The organism is Agaribacter marinus (genome assembly GCF_030160655.1).
GTDB classification, from domain to species: domain Bacteria; phylum Pseudomonadota; class Gammaproteobacteria; order Enterobacterales; family Alteromonadaceae; genus Glaciecola; species Glaciecola marina.
In genome coordinates this window covers 125,564-145,344 of the sequence record NZ_BSOT01000011.1, presented here as the reverse complement: position 1 = coordinate 145,344, position 19,781 = coordinate 125,564, and the positions used below count along the sequence as shown (strand labels likewise).

Genomic DNA, 19,781 nt, shown 5'->3' with positions numbered 1-19,781 from the left:
ATGACGTGTACACGAACACTAGCAGTCAATAGTAACAAGGTAAGGGCGTGAAGTGAATAACTGAAAATGTTGTCAATGCCGAGCTGATGCACTTCTTCATTCTTAAGTCGCCAAAACTGCGTCATATTAGCGATATAGTTAACGCGAATTACCTTAAGAAACTAAAGATATCGGGCAAATGTTTATCATAGTCGACAAAGCTATGGTTGCCGCCATCTTCAATATACATTTTGCTGTGTTGATATTTTTTTTCTGCCAGACGGTAGTCCAATGTTTCATCACCTGTTTGCAGTAAAACAAAGTAATCCTCTGGCTTACGGAGTGCAGTTTGATGCGCTTGAACTAAACGTTCAATCTGGTTATACGTGATATAAAAAATTTCACCTGTGTACGGATTAAGGTGTTTCCCCATGTAGTGCTTTAACAAATTGAAAGGTTCTACTGCGGGATTTACTAACACTGCTTTGCCGCCATATTGCTCGACAAAGTAGGTAGATAAAAATCCTCCCATAGAGCTTCCTATAAAGCGTAATTGCTTTTGTGGCAAGGTATTAACCAATGATTCAATTTGGGTAATCGCGCGCCCTATATCCCCAGGTAGTTGCGGAATATGAATATTGACCGCAGGAAAGTGAGCTTTAAAAAATGCTAAGGTTTGTTGAGCTTTTACAGATTTTGGCGAGCTTAAAAATCCATGTAGGTAAATAATATGCTGCATATTTTTATCATTCAAACAGATGTAGTTTTGACGTGCATTCTACGCAATCTAGGCAAAATTTACATATGTTCTCATCGCGTTGCGGACGCGTGACTATTGAGTTGAAATAGTTGGTTGATTTTTTTGACTCAAACAAAAATGCAACCATTCTGCTAAGAATATGTTGACCATAAACTTTTCATTTCGTTGGTGCATATGCAAATTAGGGTATTCGTAGACAGGTTTTAACCGAGAAATTCTTTGTGACTCTAACACTTCAGCCACCTTCGCATCATGATATAAACGAATACTCATCGAAGGGCGCAAAAACGTTGGCGAGTTCCCAGCAATTTGTGCCATCAGCAGTGTACTTGTATAGCGGGTTGACTCCACTATTTTTACCCGATATTCCAGTGATGAGCTAATACTGAAGGTGTAAGACAAATCTTCAGTATCACAATCTGGTAATAACTTCATCATACACACATAGTTGTTCTCGCATGTAGCGAGTATTGTGGGTAAATGTGGTACGTAACGCTGTTTCAAGTATCTGTCTCTAGTAGTGTTGCCATTCGTTTAAAAGTTTGGCTTTGTTCAAAAAAAACCATTGTAGCAAAATAATTGCGGTCGAATTATCGATCTTTCCAGAATCCAACCAGTCTCTCGCATGCAGTTCTGGCACTCGAAGCACTTTAATATCCTCTGTTTCTTCGTCAAGCCCATGTATACCATCGGCTTTAGTCGAATCAACTTTACCGACGTAAGCATACAATCGCTCAGTTGAGCCACCGGGGCTCATTAAAAACTCACAGGCCTTGGTTAACTTTTCAATCACTACGCCCGCTTCTTCTTGCGCTTCACGGTGACAAACATTTTCATGTGTTTCACCCTCATCTATAATGCCTGCGACAACCTCAATTAACCATGGCGTTTTAGCCGTTTCCATAGCAGGAAATCGAAATTGCTCAATTAACACGAACTCCTCGGTCGTTGGGTCATAAAGTAACACCGCTACCGCATGCCCTCGCTCAAAGACCTCTCGAGTAAACACCTCGGTCCAACCGCCGTCATATTTACGGTGCTTTATATAGTATTTATTTGTATTAAAATAGCCATCGTGCAATGACTCTTTTTTTATCACTTCAACATCATCTTTTGTAAAACTTGTCATGTATTCCCCTGAAGTACGTATCGAGAATAAAATAATAGGTAAAGAAACAATCTAAATCAGTGTTTTACACATATTCTGTTACACTTAAGCAAGATTTGATACATGCAATACGTATTATATCTCGCTTGTTTATTTTAGACTCGACAGAATACTTAATAGAAAATCATAATCAGATTTAAAATTCAAAAAAAAGGCAATCAGGAATGAAAAAGACCCTAATTTCCATCATGCTTGGATTGAGCTTTGCAAACACCGCTTTTGCTGATGACTTAATGACAGTTTACCAAATCGCTGTGGAAAACGATCCGCTAATTAATAGAGCTGAAGCGCAAAAAGACGCAGCGTATCTAGGAATTAATTTAAACCGTGCGGCCTTGCTGCCGCAGATATCTGGCAGCATTTCATACACTGATTCATTTAGAGAATCACAAAGGCAACAATCGGATCGAAACGATAGTGGTGAATTGGAGTTTTTCGAAGTTGCAATAGATACCGATACAGAAGCACTTAGCTACGGCATAGATCTTAATATGTCGCTATACGACCATTCAAATTGGTTAAATATGGACAGAGCAGAATTAGTCGCCCAACAAAGTGACGCCAGCTTAGCCGCCGCCCTGCAAGATTTAATGACTCGCACCGTTAACGCTTATTTATCGGTGTTACGTGAACAAGATAGCGTAGAATTTGTAAAAGCTGAATTGCGCGCCATTGCGCGACAACTTGAACAAACAAAGCAACGCTTTGAAGTTGGATTAACAGCCATTACGGATGTGCACGAAGCGCAGGCCAACTATGACAACACGGTCGCTAGTCAAATTAGAGCTGAGAATCAACTAGAACTGCGTTTAGAGGAGCTTCGTGAAATTACTGGGAAATATCACGATCGTATTCACGTGTTAGATACCGACCGCTTTTCACCCTCTCAGCCGACGCCAGCATCAGCATCAGAGTGGCTTGATATTGCGAAGGACTCAAATTTAAGTCTATTGTCACAACGATTTGCCAAAGACATCGCAAAAGAAGATATCAACCTAGCACGATCTGGGCATTACCCTACGCTAGGCTTACGTGGTTCTTATGATTTTGATGACAATGAAAGTAGTTCTGATTTTTCTCGAATTGGCGATCCTTCAGGCGCAACAGATACAGTTGTTGACGCACCGGGTGCATTAAATAACTCAAGTCTAACATTGAATCTGAGTATTCCAATTTATCAAGGTGGCTCTGTAACAGCACAAACAGAACGTGCTCGGGCAAACTATGTCATTGAAAGTGAGAACCTTGAACTTACCTATCGACAAACTGTACGTATTATTCGTAGTTCGTTCAACGACGTAAAAGCATCTATCTCCACGATCAAAGCACTAGAACAATCAGTAGTGTCTGCACAAAGTGCATTAAATGCAACTGAAGCGGGGTTTGACGTCGGTACACGGACGATTGTCGATGTGTTAAACAGTACAAGAAACTTGTTCGATGCTCGTCGCAACTTAGCTGATGCTCGCTACAATTTTGTCTCAGCAATTGTCAGATTAAAACAAGCGGCTGGTACATTAACAGAAGACGATTTAAAAGCGATAAACAAATCACTTAAACCTGCACCGACTGCGCAATCTTAGACAGTTAATTCTGATATTTCTGGCGCAAATCACGTATTCACATGCTGATTTGCGCCACGACCTCAAGATAACAAAATATCATAACACGCCTTAAATCATTGTTTTAAATAGTATAAAAATCAACCCAATAGCTATTGAAACATCTTGTAAACAAATGCTTTACAAATATGTTGTATGATAACATATTACAAGATATCATTATGTTAACTTGATGTTATTTATTTGCACAACTCAACGTGATAGGGACGTATTGATATGACGAAAAATACACAACAATTTAAAGTGAATAAACTTGCACTGGCACTTATAGCCGTAATGGCGCCTATGAGCTTCAATGCAATTGCCCAAACCAATGACAAAACAGAGGTCATTGAAATTAAAGGGATCAAAGGAAGTTTAGTTCAATCATTGAACAACAAGCGCTTTGATTCTTCTGTTGTAGACGGTATTTCAGCCGAAGACATTGGTAAATTTCCGGATCAAAACGTTGCAGAATCATTGCAACGGATTACAGGCGTTACAATAGACAGAAGTGCGGGAGAAGGCACTACGGTATCAATACGTGGTTTCGGTCCAGAATTTAACACCGTTACATTGAATAATCGCGTAGTGCCCACCGACAACGGTGGTAGAGCCTTTTCTTTCGACCTTTTAGCATCAGAATTGATAAGTGGTGCAGATGTATATAAAACCGCCGAAGCATCGCGTGTTGAAGGTAGTATTGGTGGTTTGGTTAATGTAAAAACTGCTAAACCATTAGATCTTGAAGATGTGACTGCTGCAGGTAGCATTAAAGGTGTGTACGACTCTTTAGTTGGAAAAACTAACCCTTCTCTCTCTGCACTCGTTGGAAAAAACTTTGATGATAAGTTTGGTATTTTGGCTACCTTCGCATATCAGCAACGTGACGCGAGAGCTGACCGAATCAGTGTAGGTGGATATAGACGTGACACAGTGATAACGTCAAATGATCCAAATGCAGCTAATCCAACAGTATCAGACCCCGTATGGCGCCCGCAATCTGCCGTACAAAGCTTAACTACACAAGATAGAGAGCGCATTGGTTCAACGATTACTGCGCAATGGGCACCTTCAGACAACTTAGTATTAACCGCTGATTTGATTTATTCAGCACTTGAAGTTAAGGACAACGAAGCGAACTTGTCACGTTGGTTCTCCAACCCACTTTACAATGCTGTTATTGACGAAAATGATACTGTCCGTTCATTCACTCGTGTACCCAAACCGCTCGTGTCACAAGGTGTGTATCAACTTTGGGATAACGGAGGGCAAGGGCCAGAGGTTGCAGGTCGAGCGTTAGGCACAGGGCAATGGAACAGCTCCAGTCAAGTATCTGACAGCCGCGATGTAGAAACCACAGTCGTCGGCTTTAACGCAAAATGGCAAGCTAGCGATAATTTAGAGCTTGACTTTGACATTCATAAATCTACGACGAGCGCCCGCTCTGGCAATAACTCTAGAGTCACCTTAGCCAACCCTACTCAGGTACCTACAAACTTTGCGCTAAGTGACGAAGCCTTTAAATGGGAAGGCGAAGAAATTGATTTCGTTGGATTACCCACAAATTACTACGCCAACAACGTTCAATTTACTAAAGACGATAGAGACGATGACGTCTTCGAATTTAGGCTAGATGCGAGTTATTCATTTGATGATATGGGGCCTTTAGCATCAGTAGATACAGGGCTTTACTACTCTGATAGAGAAAAAATCGCATCAAATGGTGAAAACCCGTTTGGCTTAATAGTAAGAGCATTTAGTGGCTTCCACTACAACGCACCTGCAAGCATATTGTCTGAAGTATCACCGCGAGGAGGCTTCTTATCAGATCAGGGGGGGCTAGTAGATAATTGGTTAGCCTATGATGTGCAAGACCTCGTTGACTTTTTCTCAAATCCAAACAGTGGAGTAAAAGATCAGGTACAAGGGTTTTACGATCAAGTAATTCATAATTATGAAAATGGCGCGACGGCGAGAGATGGTAGTTTGCTCTACGGATCGCGAGCAGAAGCAGAGGCAGCGGCTGAAGCAGCAAGAGCTACCGCGTTACAAAAACTAGAAGACGCACAAGCATTCACTGACGAACGCACCGCAGGAAACCCATTGGGTATATTTGCACCTGTCCCTAGAGCCGATAAATCGTGGCGAGTAAACGAACAAACCCAAGCGTTCTATTTACAAGCAAATTTAGAAGGTGACAGTTGGTCTGGTAACATCGGTGCTCGCTACATTACAACTGAAACGGAATCCTTTGGCAGCGGCAGTATTGTTAGTCAAATTGACTTTGACAGTGCTGGTGGTGGCGGTAGCTTGACATCAGCATCCGGCCAAAACGTTAGCGATACCAGTGACTACAACAAAGTGCTGCCTAGTGCTAACTTTCGTTATGAAATTGGCGATGACATTCTTCTGCGCTTAGGGTATTCAAAAACACTCACACGCCCTCAGCTTTCGAGCTTGCGTCCAACCAAGAACTTCTCTGGTCGCTTAACACGAGAGCAGGACGGTAATATTAGCTTTGACGGCACAATAAATGGTCAAAACATTAACTTACGTCCTTACCTTTCAACCAATATTGATGCCTCTTTAGAATGGTATTATTCAGACGACAGCGCAGTAACACTGGCTTACTTCGACAAATCGATAAAGGACTGGATTGCGACTGGTAGTCAAACTACTGTCTTGTCGATTCCATACTTTATTGACGGCGTAAACACCGGTAATCAAGACTTTACTTTTGAAGAAACACTGCCCATTAACATCGAAGACTCAGATGCTAAAGGTATTGAACTAGCGGTACTACACGCTTTTGACAATGGCTTTGGTTTGCAAGCAAACTACACCTATATGGATAGCTCATCTGCAGCAACACCGGGAGAAGTTACGCCAGGCGCACTTGCTGGACTTTCAAAAGATTCAGTTAACTTAATTGGCTTCTACGAAAGTGGCCCATTTCAAGCGCGATTGGCTTACAACTGGCGAAGTGATTATGTTAACTGCGCAACGTGTTCACGTAATCGTCAACCGGTACAAACTGAAGCTTATGGACAGTTTGATGCCTCTGCAAGCTATGACATAAATGAGAACATTAGCGTATTTGTTGAAGCCGTGAATTTGACTGATGAAGATCGCAGACAATATAGCACCTTCACCTCAAGGTTCTTGTCATATGAAGATACTGGCGCTAGATTCTCGTTAGGCGTCAGAGCGTCATTCTAACATTTAATTAACAAATAGATTTAAGTACCATCATCACGTATGGTGGTACTTCTTCACTGCAAAATATATGAGTAACAACGGTTTATCACATCTGTATGCAAATTGATTGGGAGATAAAATGCACTACAAAATTAAATTAATTCAATTATTTACAGGTGTTCTCACGCTATCGGCGACATTTATGGGTATCGCTGATGATCGCACAACATGTAAAGAAATAGAAAAACAGTGTATTTATAAAACGCTTGAAAAAGTGTCTAAATGGCAACTTGAACGACTGAATACAGACACATATGTTTTTGAAGGGTACGAAAAAGACGCCCATATGTCACCAGCTAATGAAGGAAGCCACCCACAAGGATGGGTATATGCTGCATTGTTCGTCGGTATGGCGCAAATGGCCGAACTGGCCAGCGAAAAAGGCGATGAAAGCTACTATAAAACGCTGTTCGATATTGCCAAAAACGGACGATACTTGTTCGGTCCACGCATCTATAACGCGGATGATTATGCGATTGGCCAATTATACTTAGACTTATATGATAAATACAAGAAAGAAGAAATTATTACGCCGCTAAAAGTAGTGTTTGACATTACTCTGCTGAGCCCACCTACCGTCAATTTAACGTTTGAAGAAATCACACAAAAATCGAATGTTACCGACAAACAATTCGTTGAACACTTTGGTCAACGAAAGTTTCCTTACCGCCCGTGTAAAAACAGATGGTGCTGGGCAGATGCGCTGTTTATGGGGCCGCCGGTTTGGACACATCTCGCTAAAGTCACTGGTGATAATCGCTACCTTGATTTTTCAAACAAAGAGTTTTGGGCAACAGTAGATTTACTTTGGGATAAGGAAGATCACTTGTTTTTTAGAGATACTCGCTTTTTTGATAAACGCGAACCTAATGGTGAAAAAGTGATTTGGGCAAGAGGCGTGGGTTGGGTAGCTGCTGGTTTGGCAAGAATACTTGAGCATTTTCCGAAGGATCATCCGCAACGTGCAGGGTATGAAGATATATTTAGCAAAATGATGACTCGGCTTGCTGGCGCGCAGCAAAGTGATGGCTTATGGCGCCCTTCCGTTTTAGCCCCCGACCGTCAGCCGTTTAAAGAAACTAGTGGCACAGCATTGATGGCTTTTGCTTTCGCATCGGGTATCAATCAAGGCATTCTTGATAAAGACACATTTATGCCGGTAGTGCTTAACGCTTGGAACGCACTCAATGATGCCGTTCAACCTGATGGCAAACTAGGGTGGGTTCAACAAATAGGACACTCACCTGACAAAGTATCTAAAGATGACACGCAAATGTATGCGGTGGGTGCCTTTTTATTAACGGGAACCGAGTTATACAAACTAGCGGAAAAATAACATAACGACGACACGGAAAAAAAAGTGCAAGGACGCAATGGGAGAAATTTATGGACATCACCATAGAAAATAAACACGTACTGTTAAATAGCAATATCCATAAAGAGATTAGCTATTCGCCTGAAATTGATTTTTATAGTCTGGCGTCTGAACAAATTTTACCTATCGTATTACCTGAATTTGGCGCAATTGCGGGTGAAAACCCTATCATCTTTGTAAAAGACAATACCTCTGGACGATTTAAAGCTGCTGCGTTGTATGGATTAATGCCGGAACAAAATTTATCTGTTACAGCTGAAAAATGGACATCAAACTATATGCCCAAAGCAGTGCGTAACCAGCACTTTAAATTGCACAAATCGATGGTAAATTCGCCTGGACAAGCCTCCTCAAATAGCAATGACGATTTTGACCTGTCTTTCGATGCCTCATTGACGCAATTTACATCACCAAAAGGCGAGCGCTTATTTAGTGATGCAGGTCACGAAACATCTTTCCTTAAAAATATAAAAAATAACTTAATTCAATATCTTCACGCTAGTCATCACACAGATATGTTTTTGCAAACGATAGCGACTTTGGGACTTCTCGCACCAAACAAACTAACGGTGGATGTCTTAGGTAAAAAAATAGATGTCGAAGGATTGTTTTTGATTAATGAAGAAAAATTCAGTCAATTGAGTCACGAACAATTCATCAAACTTAGAGAACAAGACTACTTAAGCGCAATATATTCGCACTTTATTTCCCTAAACCATGCTTTATCGCTAGCTAAGAAAGCCGCCAAAGTATGACTTTGGACGCCAATATGACCGATCACAATTATATCGACAATATTGTCATTGTTGGTGGCGGCACCGCCGGTTGGTTAAGTGCTTGTCACCTAGCCAAAAACCAGCCTCATTGCAATATAACTGTCATAGAGTCTCCAAACATTCCCACTATAGGCGTGGGCGAAGGGAGCGTGCCAAGTGTCGCTGAAAGCTTAAAGGCACTTGGCATTAGCGAAACTGATTTAATTAGAGAAGCTTACGCAAGCCACAAGCAAAGTGTTGAGTTCATTAATTGGAAAAGTACAACTCAGAATGATAGTAAAGCCTTACATCGCTATCACCATATATTCGAAAAACCTGCCTGTGATTTAGACGAGCTTATTGAATATTGGAAACACTCAGGAACAAATTCATCGTTTGTCGACGTTATATCTGCTCAAGGGGCGATTTGCGATAATAACTTGGCACCAAAAGTCATTACGATGCCAGAATACAAGGGGGTATCTGGCTACGCTTTTCACTTTGATGCATTGCGTTTAGCAAAACTACTAAAAGACCATGCATGCAAGACGTTTAATGTAAAACATATAGAAGCGGAACTTGTCGATGTAACGCTTTGCAGCGATGGAAATATTGGAGAGTTGCGCCTTGATACCGGAGAAGGTGTCAGTGCCGATCTATTTGTTGACTGTACTGGGTTTAAAAGTTTATTGCTAGGCAAAGCACTTTGTACCAAGTTCATTGACAAACAAGATGTGCTTTTTACCGACAGTGCGTTAACAACGCAAATTCACTACAAAGGACATCACCCGGAAGAACACCGTCAATCCAGCTCCCCTTATGTGAACAACAATGTGACAGTAGCTAGCTCAACTAAGGCGACAGCACAAGACGCAGGTTGGATATGGGATATTGCTCTCTCAAATAGGCGAGGTGTTGGATATGTATTTTCTTCCAAACATACAACAGCCGAAAAAGTTGAAACCCAATTACGGGATTATTTAGCTAACGATGCAATTGACGATCTTACTTTTAGACAAGTAGATTTTAAAGTAGGTTATAGAGAACTGGCTTGGTCAAAAAATTGCGTAGGCATTGGTTTATCTCAAGGTTTTGTTGAACCCCTCGAAGCAACCGGTATTATGATGATTGACGATGTAGCCAAAGCCCTTGCAGCAATTATACCGCGACATAAATCCTCTATGCCGGCTGCCGCCAGAAAATTAAACCAAATTGTATCCCATCAATGGGCGAGCATCATTGACTTTATTAAGATCCACTACGTTTTATCTGACAGAAGTGAGTCTTTTTGGTGCGACAACCGTAGCCAATCATCAATCCCTGAGACCTTAGCAGATCGACTGTCCTTGTGGCATTCCCGCTTACCTAGTGATTACGACTTTACAAGCCGTCATGATGTATTTTACCGCATTAATTATTTATACATCCTGTTGGGTATGGATTGCTTACCCAATGCAAAAATTAACAACAAAATGAAAGTGATAAAAAAGATGGATTGCGAAAATACTCTCAACTACATCCAACATGTACGATTGAATAAAGAAAAATTGTTACACGTATTGCCGTCAAACACGGAATTACTATACAAAATCAAACTATTTGGCCTGCAATCGGTGTGAAACCGCACATGGTCACGCTATTTACGGCATAATGTGGGGAATTGAACCACACGCCAGTTAAGGCTATGATACAGAAGACGAAATAAGGGTAGGATTCGATTTGAGTAATATTCAATTAAACATCGGTAACATGCAAAAGTCTCGCAGCCTGACAAAGGACCTTGCCGACTCGCTTCGCGCTCAAATTCTCGACGGCAACTTAAATGCAGGTGATAAACTACCTTCTTCAAAAGATATCGAAGAAGCTGCTGGCGTAAGTCGCACGGTTGTGCGCGAATCGATTGCCGTACTGCAAGCTGAGGGTCTGGTTGTAAGCCGTCAAGGTGTTGGTGTGTTTGTTGCAGAACGCGTGAACAACAAGTTGTTTTCAATCGATGAGAAGGAATTTAGTTGTATTCATGATGCAATTAAAATTTTGGAGTTGCGTATGGCGGTCGAAATAGAGATGGCCGGTATGGCTGCCGCTAATCGCTCCGAAACTCAAATGAAAGAAATTGAACGTGCACTTAAAGCCGTCGATACTAAACTAAAAGCAGGCTTAGATGGGCAAAAAGAAGACTTTGATTTTCATTTGGCAATCGCTAACGCCTCAGGAAATCACTACTTCACCCGTTTTATTGAATTCATAGGTTCTGGGGTTATCCCTGCGAGAGAACTCATCACGAAGCATAATGATGTATTTGCGCAAAAAGAATTTTATGACAAAATTTGTAATGAACACACAAGCATAGCCGACGCTATAAAAAAACAAGATGTTAAAGCAGCTAAAAAAGCAGCTGGCGCTCACCTCGGTAACAGTAGAGACCGACATTCGCTGTTGGTCGAAACGTACGCGACTAAATAAGTCACAAACCAAAATAGGCAGGTAAAAACTCGCTCAACATTGGGAAATAAGTAACCAACACTAACGCAATTAGCATCATTGCGTATAACGGTAACATGGGTTTTGTGATGCTTTGAATTGACGTTTTTGCGACCGAACACCCGACAAATAATACTGCGCCAACAGGCGGTGTACAGAGTCCTATTGAGAGGTTTAGTACCATCATAATACCAAAGTGAATAGGCGACATTCCTAAGCTTTCTGCGATCGGTAAAAAGATAGGCGTGAATATTAGCACCGCAGGTGTCATATCCATAAATGCACCAACCACTAACAACACAATATTAATAATTAGCAGAATGACTAAAGGGTTTTCACTCAAATACACCAGTGAGTCGCTAATCGCTTGTGGAATGTTCTCAAAAGACAACATCCACGACATAGATGACGATACTGCGATGAGTAATAGCACAATGGCGGATAGTTCTCCGCCTTTGAGCAAAATATCTCGCATCTGAGATAGTTTAACTTCTTTATAAACTAATACAGAAAGAATGAAAGAATACAATACGGCAATACCGCCCGCTTCTGTTGCAGTAAATATGCCACCAACAATACCGCCAATAATGATAAATATAAGTGCTAATGCGGGTAGCGCGCTCATAATCTTTTGACGAACCACCGACAATGGTAAACGCATCTCAGTCGGATAACCTTTATGGCTAGCATAAACAGCACAAACCAGCATAAGTAATCCAGCGAGTAATAAGCCCGGAATATATCCCGCGACGAACAAAGCAGACACTGACACTCCACCACTAGCAATGGCATAAACAATTAAAATATTGCTCGGTGGAATTATCATCCCAGTTGTCGACGCAGATACCGTAACAGCCGCAGAAAAACTGCGATCGTAGCCTTTTTTCTCCATTTCGGGGATCATAAAACTTCCGATAGCACTCGTGGCGGCGACAGCGGATCCAGAAATACTACCAAATAACGCGCATGACAATACATTCACCAATGCTAAACCACCAGGTAACATGCCAACTAAGGCCATAGCACATTCAATTAAGCGTTTAGCCACCCCTCCTCGCCCCATTAATAAACCAGACAGAATAAAAAATGGGATAGCGAGCAACGAGAAACTATCCAAACCACCTGCCATTCGTTGAGCGATGGTGGTTACCGTTGGTACAAAATCAATATTAAGTAACATAGCCGCTAAGGTTGCAATGCCAATACAAAACGAAATCGGCACATTCAAAAAGAGCAGAATGAAAAAGACGCTAATCAATAGTAATCCGCTGATTTCCATAGTTCTTACCCTTTTGTTGATGCAATTGAGTTGCGCATTTCTGATAACAAAAATACCAAGGCGTTGATGGCGATAATTACGCCAACAACAGGAATCGCCACATATACATAAGCAATTTTTATTTCTAATACTGGGGATAACTGCACAGGTTGTAACGTTAATAGTACGAGTTTAATCCCTCCTACACACATGACTGCAATTGCGAAGCAAAATACCATGACATGACTCAACAATCGTGTGAGTTTTTGTCCAAGCTCAGAAAATTTCTCAGTAAAAAGCGAGAGACTTAAATGCACACGGTGACGATAGCCATGGGCGGCACCAAAGAGACCAATCCAAATTAATAAATATCGTGCTAGTTCACCAGAAATAGCACTTGGTGAACCCAAAATATATCGAGAAAACACTTGCCAGCATATCGCGACAACAATTAATCCCATAAAGCTACTGACTAGGTATTCAACGGCTTTATTTAGAAACATCGTAAGGTTGGTAAGCGCTCTCATTCCTTCTGCCCTGCTATTTGAGATTGATTTATCCGTGAAAGATAAGCCCCAATCACATCATTTTTATGCTGTAAATGCATAGGTTTTACCGCTTCAATGAAAGGCGCTTTATCTGGGTAAGCTATGGTAACACCCGCCGCTTCTAACTTTTTCAACGCATCTTGTTCGGCTTCATCCCATAAAGCAATTTGCAAATTTACAGCATCATCCGTGGCTTTAATTAGCCACTTCTGTTCCTCTTCGCTCAGTGAATCAAATATATGTTTGCTGGCAACGACAACATCAGGAATAGACGTGTGTTCATTTAAGGTATAAAACTTACATACCTCATAATGGCGTGAAGTAAAATAAGAGGGTGGATTGTTTTCAGCACCGTCAACGACCCCCTGTTGCAATGCGGCATAAAGTTCGCCCCACGACAGAGGAGTGCCTGCGCCACCAAAATGTCCGATCATATTTACCGCATTTTGGCTATTCATCACGCGAATGTTCTTGCCAACGACATCTTCTGGACCGTTTACGGCCTTGTCACAAGTATAAAAGCTTCTGCTACCCGCATCCATATATCCTAAGCCGATCAAATGCGCGCCATTTAACGAGGCTAAGATATCGTGCCCTATATCTCCATTTAGCACCTGAAAACGTTGCTCTTTAGACGAAAACACATAGGGTAAACCGTATAACTTCATGTCTTCAGAAAACCCCTCCAGAGTAGCGGCAGACACTTTGGTTATCGCTAAACTGCCGATTTGAAGCAACTCGACCATTTGTCTTTCAGAACCCAACTGACCGACCGGGTATATTTTTACTACCATGCGCCCATTAGAATAATGACTTAACCGTTCTCCCAACTGGATCAGCGCTTGGTGCACAGAATGCTTTGTATCTAAGGTGTGTCCAATGCGAATTATTTTGACATCACTCTTATCTGCACAAGCATTTATTAGCGAGAATAATGTCAATATCGCAGTAACTCTTAATGCTCGACCCATCACTAATCTGGCTAAAAAGGCGGTGCGTAACAACATGTAACATCCTCTGGAATGACAATGCGAGTGCTGAGAACACACGCGTAAACAGCTCGTCAAAATATCTAAAGTCAAGGTCCAGCGTTTAATCAACGCAATGCATCGGCCGGATATTTATCCATGTCGCTGTAATCAAGATTTTCACCGGCCATGCCCCAAACAAAGGCATAACTTGCAGAGCCTGAACCACAATGAATTGACCACGGCGGTGAGATGACAGCCTCTTGATCACCTGCCCAAATTAAACGGGTCTCATTGGGCTCTCCCATGATATGACAAACAGCTTGATTGTCAGGCACGTCGAAATATAAGTACGCTTCCATACGACGATCGTGCTGATGCGCAGGCAATGTATTCCATACGCTGCCGGGTTTAAGGCAAGTAATCCCCATCTGCAATTGACAGGTTTCCACTACACCCTCGATTATCAATTGATAAATTGTGCGTTCATTTGACGTTTCTAATGAACCCATTTCAAGCACAGTGGCATCTTCTCTACCAATTTTCTTGTTAGGGTAATGGTGATGTGCCGGTGCTGAGTTTAAATAGAATGTAGCCGGCTCATTCGCACTGTTACTTTCGAAAGTAACGGTTTTAGCTCCCTTACCAATGTATAACGCTTCTTTGTTGTTAAGTGTATAGCGTTCACCGTCCACACTTACTGTTCCTGTGCTACCGATATTGACAACTCCAAGTTCCCGTCTTTCCAAAAAATAAGCGCTTTTTAATGGGTCAATAGTCTCTAATGGCACTTCTATGGATATAGGCCGCACACCTCCTACTATGTATCTGTCGTAGTGTGTACAGACTAAATTAACCTTATCGTCCTCGAATAACCCTTGTGCAAGAAAGTTTTCACGAAGCGCTTTAGTATCGAATGCCCTAGCCTCATTAGGGCCAATTGCATAAAGCGTTTTATAATTTGTATTCATATTTTGCTATCCATTTTGAGCATTGCTTGTTTGCACATAAATTATCATACGTTGTCATATAAGTTACAACATAATAAGTAAATAATATTTCTATTTATTGGCTATCTAAATTTACATACCTGCTATTTTCTAGCCTGCCGAGACAAATATTGTTGCCATTGTTTCGCGCTAGTAATAACACCTGCTTTTTCCCATCCGTAACCTGCGGAGTAACGCACCTGTCCCTTTTTATCCGTACTGACAATCAATAAGGCATGACTTTTATCTTTTTTGTCAGGCTCATCAATAATTTGTACATCTATAAGTCTACTTACGTCAACAACCACGCCTGTCCCTAGTCCATAACCGTCCTTAACTTCCCAAGCCGCTAACCACCCTTCATTTTTGTCCCAAGTAGGCGCAGCCAATCCATCATGTGTTGCAACCCCCACAGCCACTTGAATGTTTTTTGCTGGTTGGTTATTGATATAGAAAGTTGACACTACACTATAAACACGTTGACCCAATTCAATACTCACATGTTTAGTCTCTTTGTAGGCTTTGCCATCTATGGTATTTTCGTAAGTCAAAACGAATTCAGTTTTAGCGTCACTCTGAGAAAGTATTTTCCAATCGGTGAACGTTTCTAAGGGATTCCTAGTATTGTTTTTCCATATTGCGGTCCCGCCGCAACCAGCAGAGTCACCGACATGATAATTATCTAGCCCCTCACCATTGTCTTCGTGATAACTAACATTGTCTTCTAGTGCTAACTTATACCACTTGTCAATAATTGGGTAATTAACCCGCTTTAACCAGCAATCTATACCTGAGTTTTCGGTTCCGTTTCGCAAGGCAGGTCCGAATGCACGAAAAGCAATGACATCATTTTCCCACGCAAAATCATCCGCTCTTTCGGGGACAAATCGTGCAAACGTTTTAGCCTTCACTCCACCACTAAGTTCAGCGGCGTTTTGCACATCGTCTTGATTGACGCTGCATCCTTGACATAACGCTAATACAATCGCACCTGCTAAAAAATGTCTAAGGGATTTCATCTACCGACTCCATGTAATGTTCTTCTTTGTTGACTCAGGGGTTAATGATATTCATGCAAATTTTATTTTGCGTAAACGTTAGTTTAGAAAACACATGCGCAAATCCACCTAACACTTGTAACTTATCATACAAGTAAGTATGATTATCTTGCAACAAAAATTTTACATTTGGAACCCATATTCATGTTCAGTGCTATATCGTCAGCTTATAAAAAGAAATCAGTCCACCAAACGCACAGAATCGTCGTACTCAGTATATTGTCGCTTGCGTTTATGGCTTGCAGCACAACAAGCCAACACCTAAAAGAGGAAGGTCGCAAAAATGACACTCGGCTTTATCCCAATGCAGTCGACTTTTCACACGCGGGCGTAAATTACTCTGAAAGTGCAATTCCAACTTCCAACTTGCCAATATTTTCTGTATCTGACTATGGTGCTATACCAAATGACGACGTAGAAGATCGAGATGCAATTCAACAAACCATTGACGCTGCTGAAAAGAACAACGGCGGCATCGTATATTTCCCTCCCGGAAAATACCTAGTGAATGAACAAGAGAATAGACGCTTTGGTTTGCGTATATCGTCTTCCAAGATTGTATTAAGAGGCAGCGGTCTAGGTAATGGTGAAAACGGCCTTAGTACGCAATTGTTCATGAAGTACCCGCTTGCACCACAAGATCCAAATAAGCTATGGACGGTACCTTCGATGATCACTTTCTTACCGAAAGGAGAAGCACATCCTACATCCAATATCAAAAAACGCGACTATGTATTTAAAACCCTTGTCACAGCCAACGCAAAGTTTGGTGATCTAGCGATTGTAGTCTCAGACACTTCTGGATTAAATGCTGGTGACGTAATTACGCTTGAAATGGAAAACGTTGAGGCAAACAAAGAGTTTTTACAGGGTAAAACGCCACGAGATATATGGAAACGTATCAATACTCAAGGTGTCATGGTATCTGAAAGCCATGAGATCTTAAAAGTCAGTGGCAAACGTATCACGCTCAAAAAGCCGCTGCTCACAAATATAAATAGTCAATACGGATGGGCCGTTGGTAAAACAAACATGATCAAAAATGTAGGGATTGAAAACCTACACTTTATCGGGAATTTCAAAGAAGAATTTGAACATCACAAAAACGCCATACATGACAGTGGCTACTCGGCAATAAAACTATCAAAAACTAGGCATTCTTGGGCTAAAAACCTAAGGTTCTCTGATATCTCAGGCGCGGTAACGATTACTGGCGGCATCGCAAACAGCATTTTGCTAAATGTCATCGATGGTAATCGCGGTCACAACACCTTCAACGTGACATTTGGTACCCGCAACCTTGTAGGCCTTAATCTAGACGTTACCAATAAAGGACAATGGCATGGTCCGAGTGTATCCCATTTGTCTGTAGGTACCGTAGTTTGGCATTTTAACAGCCCGACATCCCGTGGGTTCGACACGCATTCAGTGTATCCTCGGCATACACTGTTTGATCAAATTGAGTCATATGGCTTTGGCGGCTGGGGCGGCAACTATACAACCTTACCCAATCATCTGGGCGGTTTAGTCGTTTGGAATTTTACCCAAACAGGCGAAAAAGTAGGTGAATGGTTTGATGGCACATTGGATTTTTGGAAAATACCGACACAGGTAGAAAATAGATACGGTTTTCTAACCGCAGTCAACCCTATCATCGTTGGGTATAAAGGGAACATAGAGAATGTAAATGAGAATAACGTTGAATACGTAGATAGCCTAGGAGAACACGTACAACCGCCATCGTTATATGAAGCGCAGCTAGAAAAACGCTTGGGTACTCGGCCTACCTGGATTGGGCAATTGCTTAACGAGTGGGAAACATTCAAAGCCTATTATTTACCTTAAATTTTCTTTTAAGAACAAATGTTTGAATATTTAGCTTACTTACTGAATTATTAAGAAATTCTAATTGACTGAGAACGCAATGAAACGATTAAAAAACATACTTAGCAAGGTTAATAACGATAGCCGAAAGCTAATTTTATCACCTAAAAAACTGATGTACATTGCCGCCGTATCAGCAATGGCACTAACCGGATGTGGGCAACCTAGTGATACGACGGAATCTCAACATGACACAAGTTCGCCAACGGTGGCCGCGAGCAAAAAGTCCACTGACAAACCCAATGTACTCATCTTTTATGTTGATGATTTAGGTTATGGTGATATTGGTGCTTATGGCGCTAAGGTCGCCACACCAAATGTAGATAGACTTGCCGCCGGAGGCATCAGATTTACCGATGCGCATAGTCCTGCGGCAACATGCACGCCATCACGTGTATCAATGTTGACTGGCAGATACGCATTCAGAAACAAAGCTGCCATTCTGCCAGGGGATGCGCCTTTGGCAATTGATCACAACGGCTATACTTTACCCGATTTATTTAGCAAAGCTGGATACAAAACCGCAGTTGTCGGAAAGTGGCATCTTGGCTTAGGCGAAGGTGGCTACTTAGATTGGAATAAAGCAGTAAAACCTGGTCCGATAGAACTTGGCTTTGACTACAGCTTTTTAATGCCTGCGACAGGCGACAGAGTTCCTACTGCTTATTTGGAAAATCATCATATTGTTGGACTTGAAGAAAATGACCCAATCCAAGTCACCTATGACCGCCAGAAGATTGGTCAACGACCCGTCGGAAGAGAAAACCCTGAATTGCTCAAGCAGCAGGCGGACGATCAACACAGTGACACGATTGTAAATGGCATTAGCCGCATTGGTTATATGGCGGGCGGTAAAAATGCCGAATGGGTCGACGAAGACTTCCCCTTTGTATTCACCGATAAGGCAATTGATTTTATAAAAGATGTTAAAGACCAACCTTTCTTTTTATATTTTCCTTTTCACGACATTCACGTGCCGCGTGTACCCAACAAAATGTTTGAAGGTAAATCTGGCATGGGCCCTCGAGGCGATGCAATTCTGCAAATGGATTGGATGACTGGCAAGATAGTCGACGCGCTAGAAGCTGAGGGCTTGCTGGAAAACACCTTGATTTTGTTCTCTAGTGACAATGGACCCGTGCTAGACGATGGCTATGCTGACCAAGCGGTTGAATTACTAGGAGACCATGACCCAAGTGGAGGTTTTAACGGCGGCAAATATAGTGCATTTGAAGCTGGCACAAGAGTACCAATGATTGCTTATTATAAAGGGAAAATTAATGCTGGTGTAAGCGATGCACTATTTAGCCATATTGACTTCTATGCGTCATTTGCAGATATGCTAGGCATTACCTTAAAAAATGATGAAGCAATCGACAGTCAAAATGTTTTACCTGCGCTATTCGACGCAGAAAAAAGTGGCGTAGAATGGAGTTTACAAGAAGCCTTTACCCTCGGTTTAAGACACAATCAATGGAAATACATTGCGCCGTTTGATGGTACAACACCGGCTTGGCTAAGCAATAAAACAGTAGATGCAGCATTGAGGCCTCATGCCATGCTATTTAATTTAGCAGAAGATGCTGCCGAGCAACATAATGTTATTGAGCAATATCCTGATATTCTAAAACGAATGGAAGACAAGCTAAAAAAAATAAAAGCGCGATAGTCGCGCTTTTGAATCCTTAAGTTTATC

General features: G+C 41.6%; 16 protein-coding genes. 8 read left to right on the top strand and 8 right to left on the bottom strand.

The genetic code is table 11. The features are described 5' to 3' along the window. Positions 1 to 148: 148 nt before the first annotated feature. The 3 genes from QQK00_RS17775 to nudF all read right to left on the bottom strand — a co-directional run bounded on the left by QQK00_RS17775 (position 149) and on the right by nudF (position 1,868). Positions 149 to 718 carry a YqiA/YcfP family alpha/beta fold hydrolase gene (locus QQK00_RS17775; RefSeq protein WP_284219028.1) on the bottom strand — a complete coding sequence of 190 codons (570 nt, stop codon included), beginning with the start codon at positions 716 to 718 and terminating at the stop codon, positions 149 to 151. A gap of 93 nt (positions 719 to 811) precedes the next feature. Beyond that, on the bottom strand, positions 812 to 1,243 hold the full coding sequence (locus QQK00_RS17770) for a DUF1249 domain-containing protein (RefSeq protein ID WP_284219027.1): 432 nt from the start codon (positions 1,241 to 1,243) through the stop codon (positions 812 to 814). Positions 1,244 to 1,253: 10 nt separating this feature from the next. Then, positions 1,254 to 1,868 (bottom strand): ADP-ribose diphosphatase, encoded by a 615-nt coding sequence (gene nudF, locus QQK00_RS17765; protein WP_284219026.1) that lies wholly within the window; start codon positions 1,866 to 1,868, stop codon positions 1,254 to 1,256. 203 nt (positions 1,869 to 2,071) lie between these two features. Here nudF and tolC point away from each other — a divergent pair, with 203 nt between their 5' ends. From tolC to QQK00_RS17735, 6 genes are all read left to right on the top strand, one after another. Continuing rightward, positions 2,072 to 3,490, top strand: a complete 1,419-nt coding sequence (gene tolC / locus QQK00_RS17760; RefSeq protein ID WP_284219025.1) for an outer membrane channel protein TolC — start codon at positions 2,072 to 2,074, stop codon at positions 3,488 to 3,490. Positions 3,491 to 3,745: 255 nt separating this feature from the next. Then, complete coding sequence (locus tag QQK00_RS17755; RefSeq protein WP_284219024.1) at positions 3,746 to 6,730, top strand: TonB-dependent receptor; 2,985 nt, start codon at positions 3,746 to 3,748, stop codon at positions 6,728 to 6,730. A 118-nt stretch (positions 6,731 to 6,848) separates the two neighbouring features. Then, a complete protein-coding gene (locus tag QQK00_RS17750) occupies positions 6,849 to 8,105 on the top strand; it encodes a glycoside hydrolase family 88/105 protein (RefSeq protein WP_284219023.1) in 1,257 nt (418 codons plus the stop codon). 50 nt (positions 8,106 to 8,155) lie between these two features. Then, positions 8,156 to 8,899, top strand: coding sequence for a SapC family protein (locus QQK00_RS17745; protein ID WP_284219022.1), 744 nt, complete (start codon positions 8,156 to 8,158; stop codon positions 8,897 to 8,899). 14 nt (positions 8,900 to 8,913) lie between these two features. Then, positions 8,914 to 10,518, top strand: a complete 1,605-nt coding sequence (locus QQK00_RS17740) for a tryptophan halogenase family protein (protein WP_284219021.1) — start codon at positions 8,914 to 8,916, stop codon at positions 10,516 to 10,518. A 100-nt stretch (positions 10,519 to 10,618) separates the two neighbouring features. After that, positions 10,619 to 11,362, top strand: a complete 744-nt coding sequence (locus QQK00_RS17735) for a FadR/GntR family transcriptional regulator (protein ID WP_284219020.1) — start codon at positions 10,619 to 10,621, stop codon at positions 11,360 to 11,362. Position 11,363: 1 nt separating this feature from the next. Here QQK00_RS17735 and QQK00_RS17730 read toward each other — a convergent pair whose 3' ends face one another. The 5 genes from QQK00_RS17730 to QQK00_RS17710 form a co-directional block, all read right to left on the bottom strand. Then, positions 11,364 to 12,659 (bottom strand): TRAP transporter large permease, encoded by a 1,296-nt coding sequence (locus tag QQK00_RS17730; protein ID WP_284219019.1) that lies wholly within the window; start codon positions 12,657 to 12,659, stop codon positions 11,364 to 11,366. A 5-nt stretch (positions 12,660 to 12,664) separates the two neighbouring features. Beyond that, a complete protein-coding gene (locus QQK00_RS17725) occupies positions 12,665 to 13,165 on the bottom strand; it encodes a TRAP transporter small permease (RefSeq protein WP_284219018.1) in 501 nt (166 codons plus the stop codon). Next, positions 13,162 to 14,193 (bottom strand): TRAP transporter substrate-binding protein, encoded by a 1,032-nt coding sequence (locus tag QQK00_RS17720; RefSeq protein ID WP_284219017.1) that lies wholly within the window; start codon positions 14,191 to 14,193, stop codon positions 13,162 to 13,164. The genes QQK00_RS17725 and QQK00_RS17720 overlap by 4 nt, the downstream gene beginning before the upstream one ends. 89 nt (positions 14,194 to 14,282) lie before the next feature. Next, positions 14,283 to 15,125 carry a 5-dehydro-4-deoxy-D-glucuronate isomerase gene (gene kduI, locus QQK00_RS17715; RefSeq protein WP_284219016.1) on the bottom strand — a complete coding sequence of 281 codons (843 nt, stop codon included), beginning with the start codon at positions 15,123 to 15,125 and terminating at the stop codon, positions 14,283 to 14,285. 122 nt (positions 15,126 to 15,247) lie between these two features. Continuing rightward, positions 15,248 to 16,162, bottom strand: a complete 915-nt coding sequence (locus tag QQK00_RS17710) for a DUF4861 family protein (protein WP_284219015.1) — start codon at positions 16,160 to 16,162, stop codon at positions 15,248 to 15,250. Positions 16,163 to 16,345: 183 nt separating this feature from the next. Here QQK00_RS17710 and QQK00_RS17705 point away from each other — a divergent pair, with 183 nt between their 5' ends. Together QQK00_RS17705 and QQK00_RS17700 are read left to right on the top strand one after the other, a co-directional pair. Beyond that, on the top strand, positions 16,346 to 18,046 hold the full coding sequence (locus tag QQK00_RS17705) for a DUF4955 domain-containing protein (RefSeq protein WP_284219014.1): 1,701 nt from the start codon (positions 16,346 to 16,348) through the stop codon (positions 18,044 to 18,046). Between the two features lie 79 nt (positions 18,047 to 18,125). After that, positions 18,126 to 19,754 carry a sulfatase family protein gene (locus tag QQK00_RS17700; protein ID WP_284219013.1) on the top strand — a complete coding sequence of 543 codons (1,629 nt, stop codon included), beginning with the start codon at positions 18,126 to 18,128 and terminating at the stop codon, positions 19,752 to 19,754. The last annotated feature ends 27 nt before the right edge of the window (positions 19,755 to 19,781 follow it).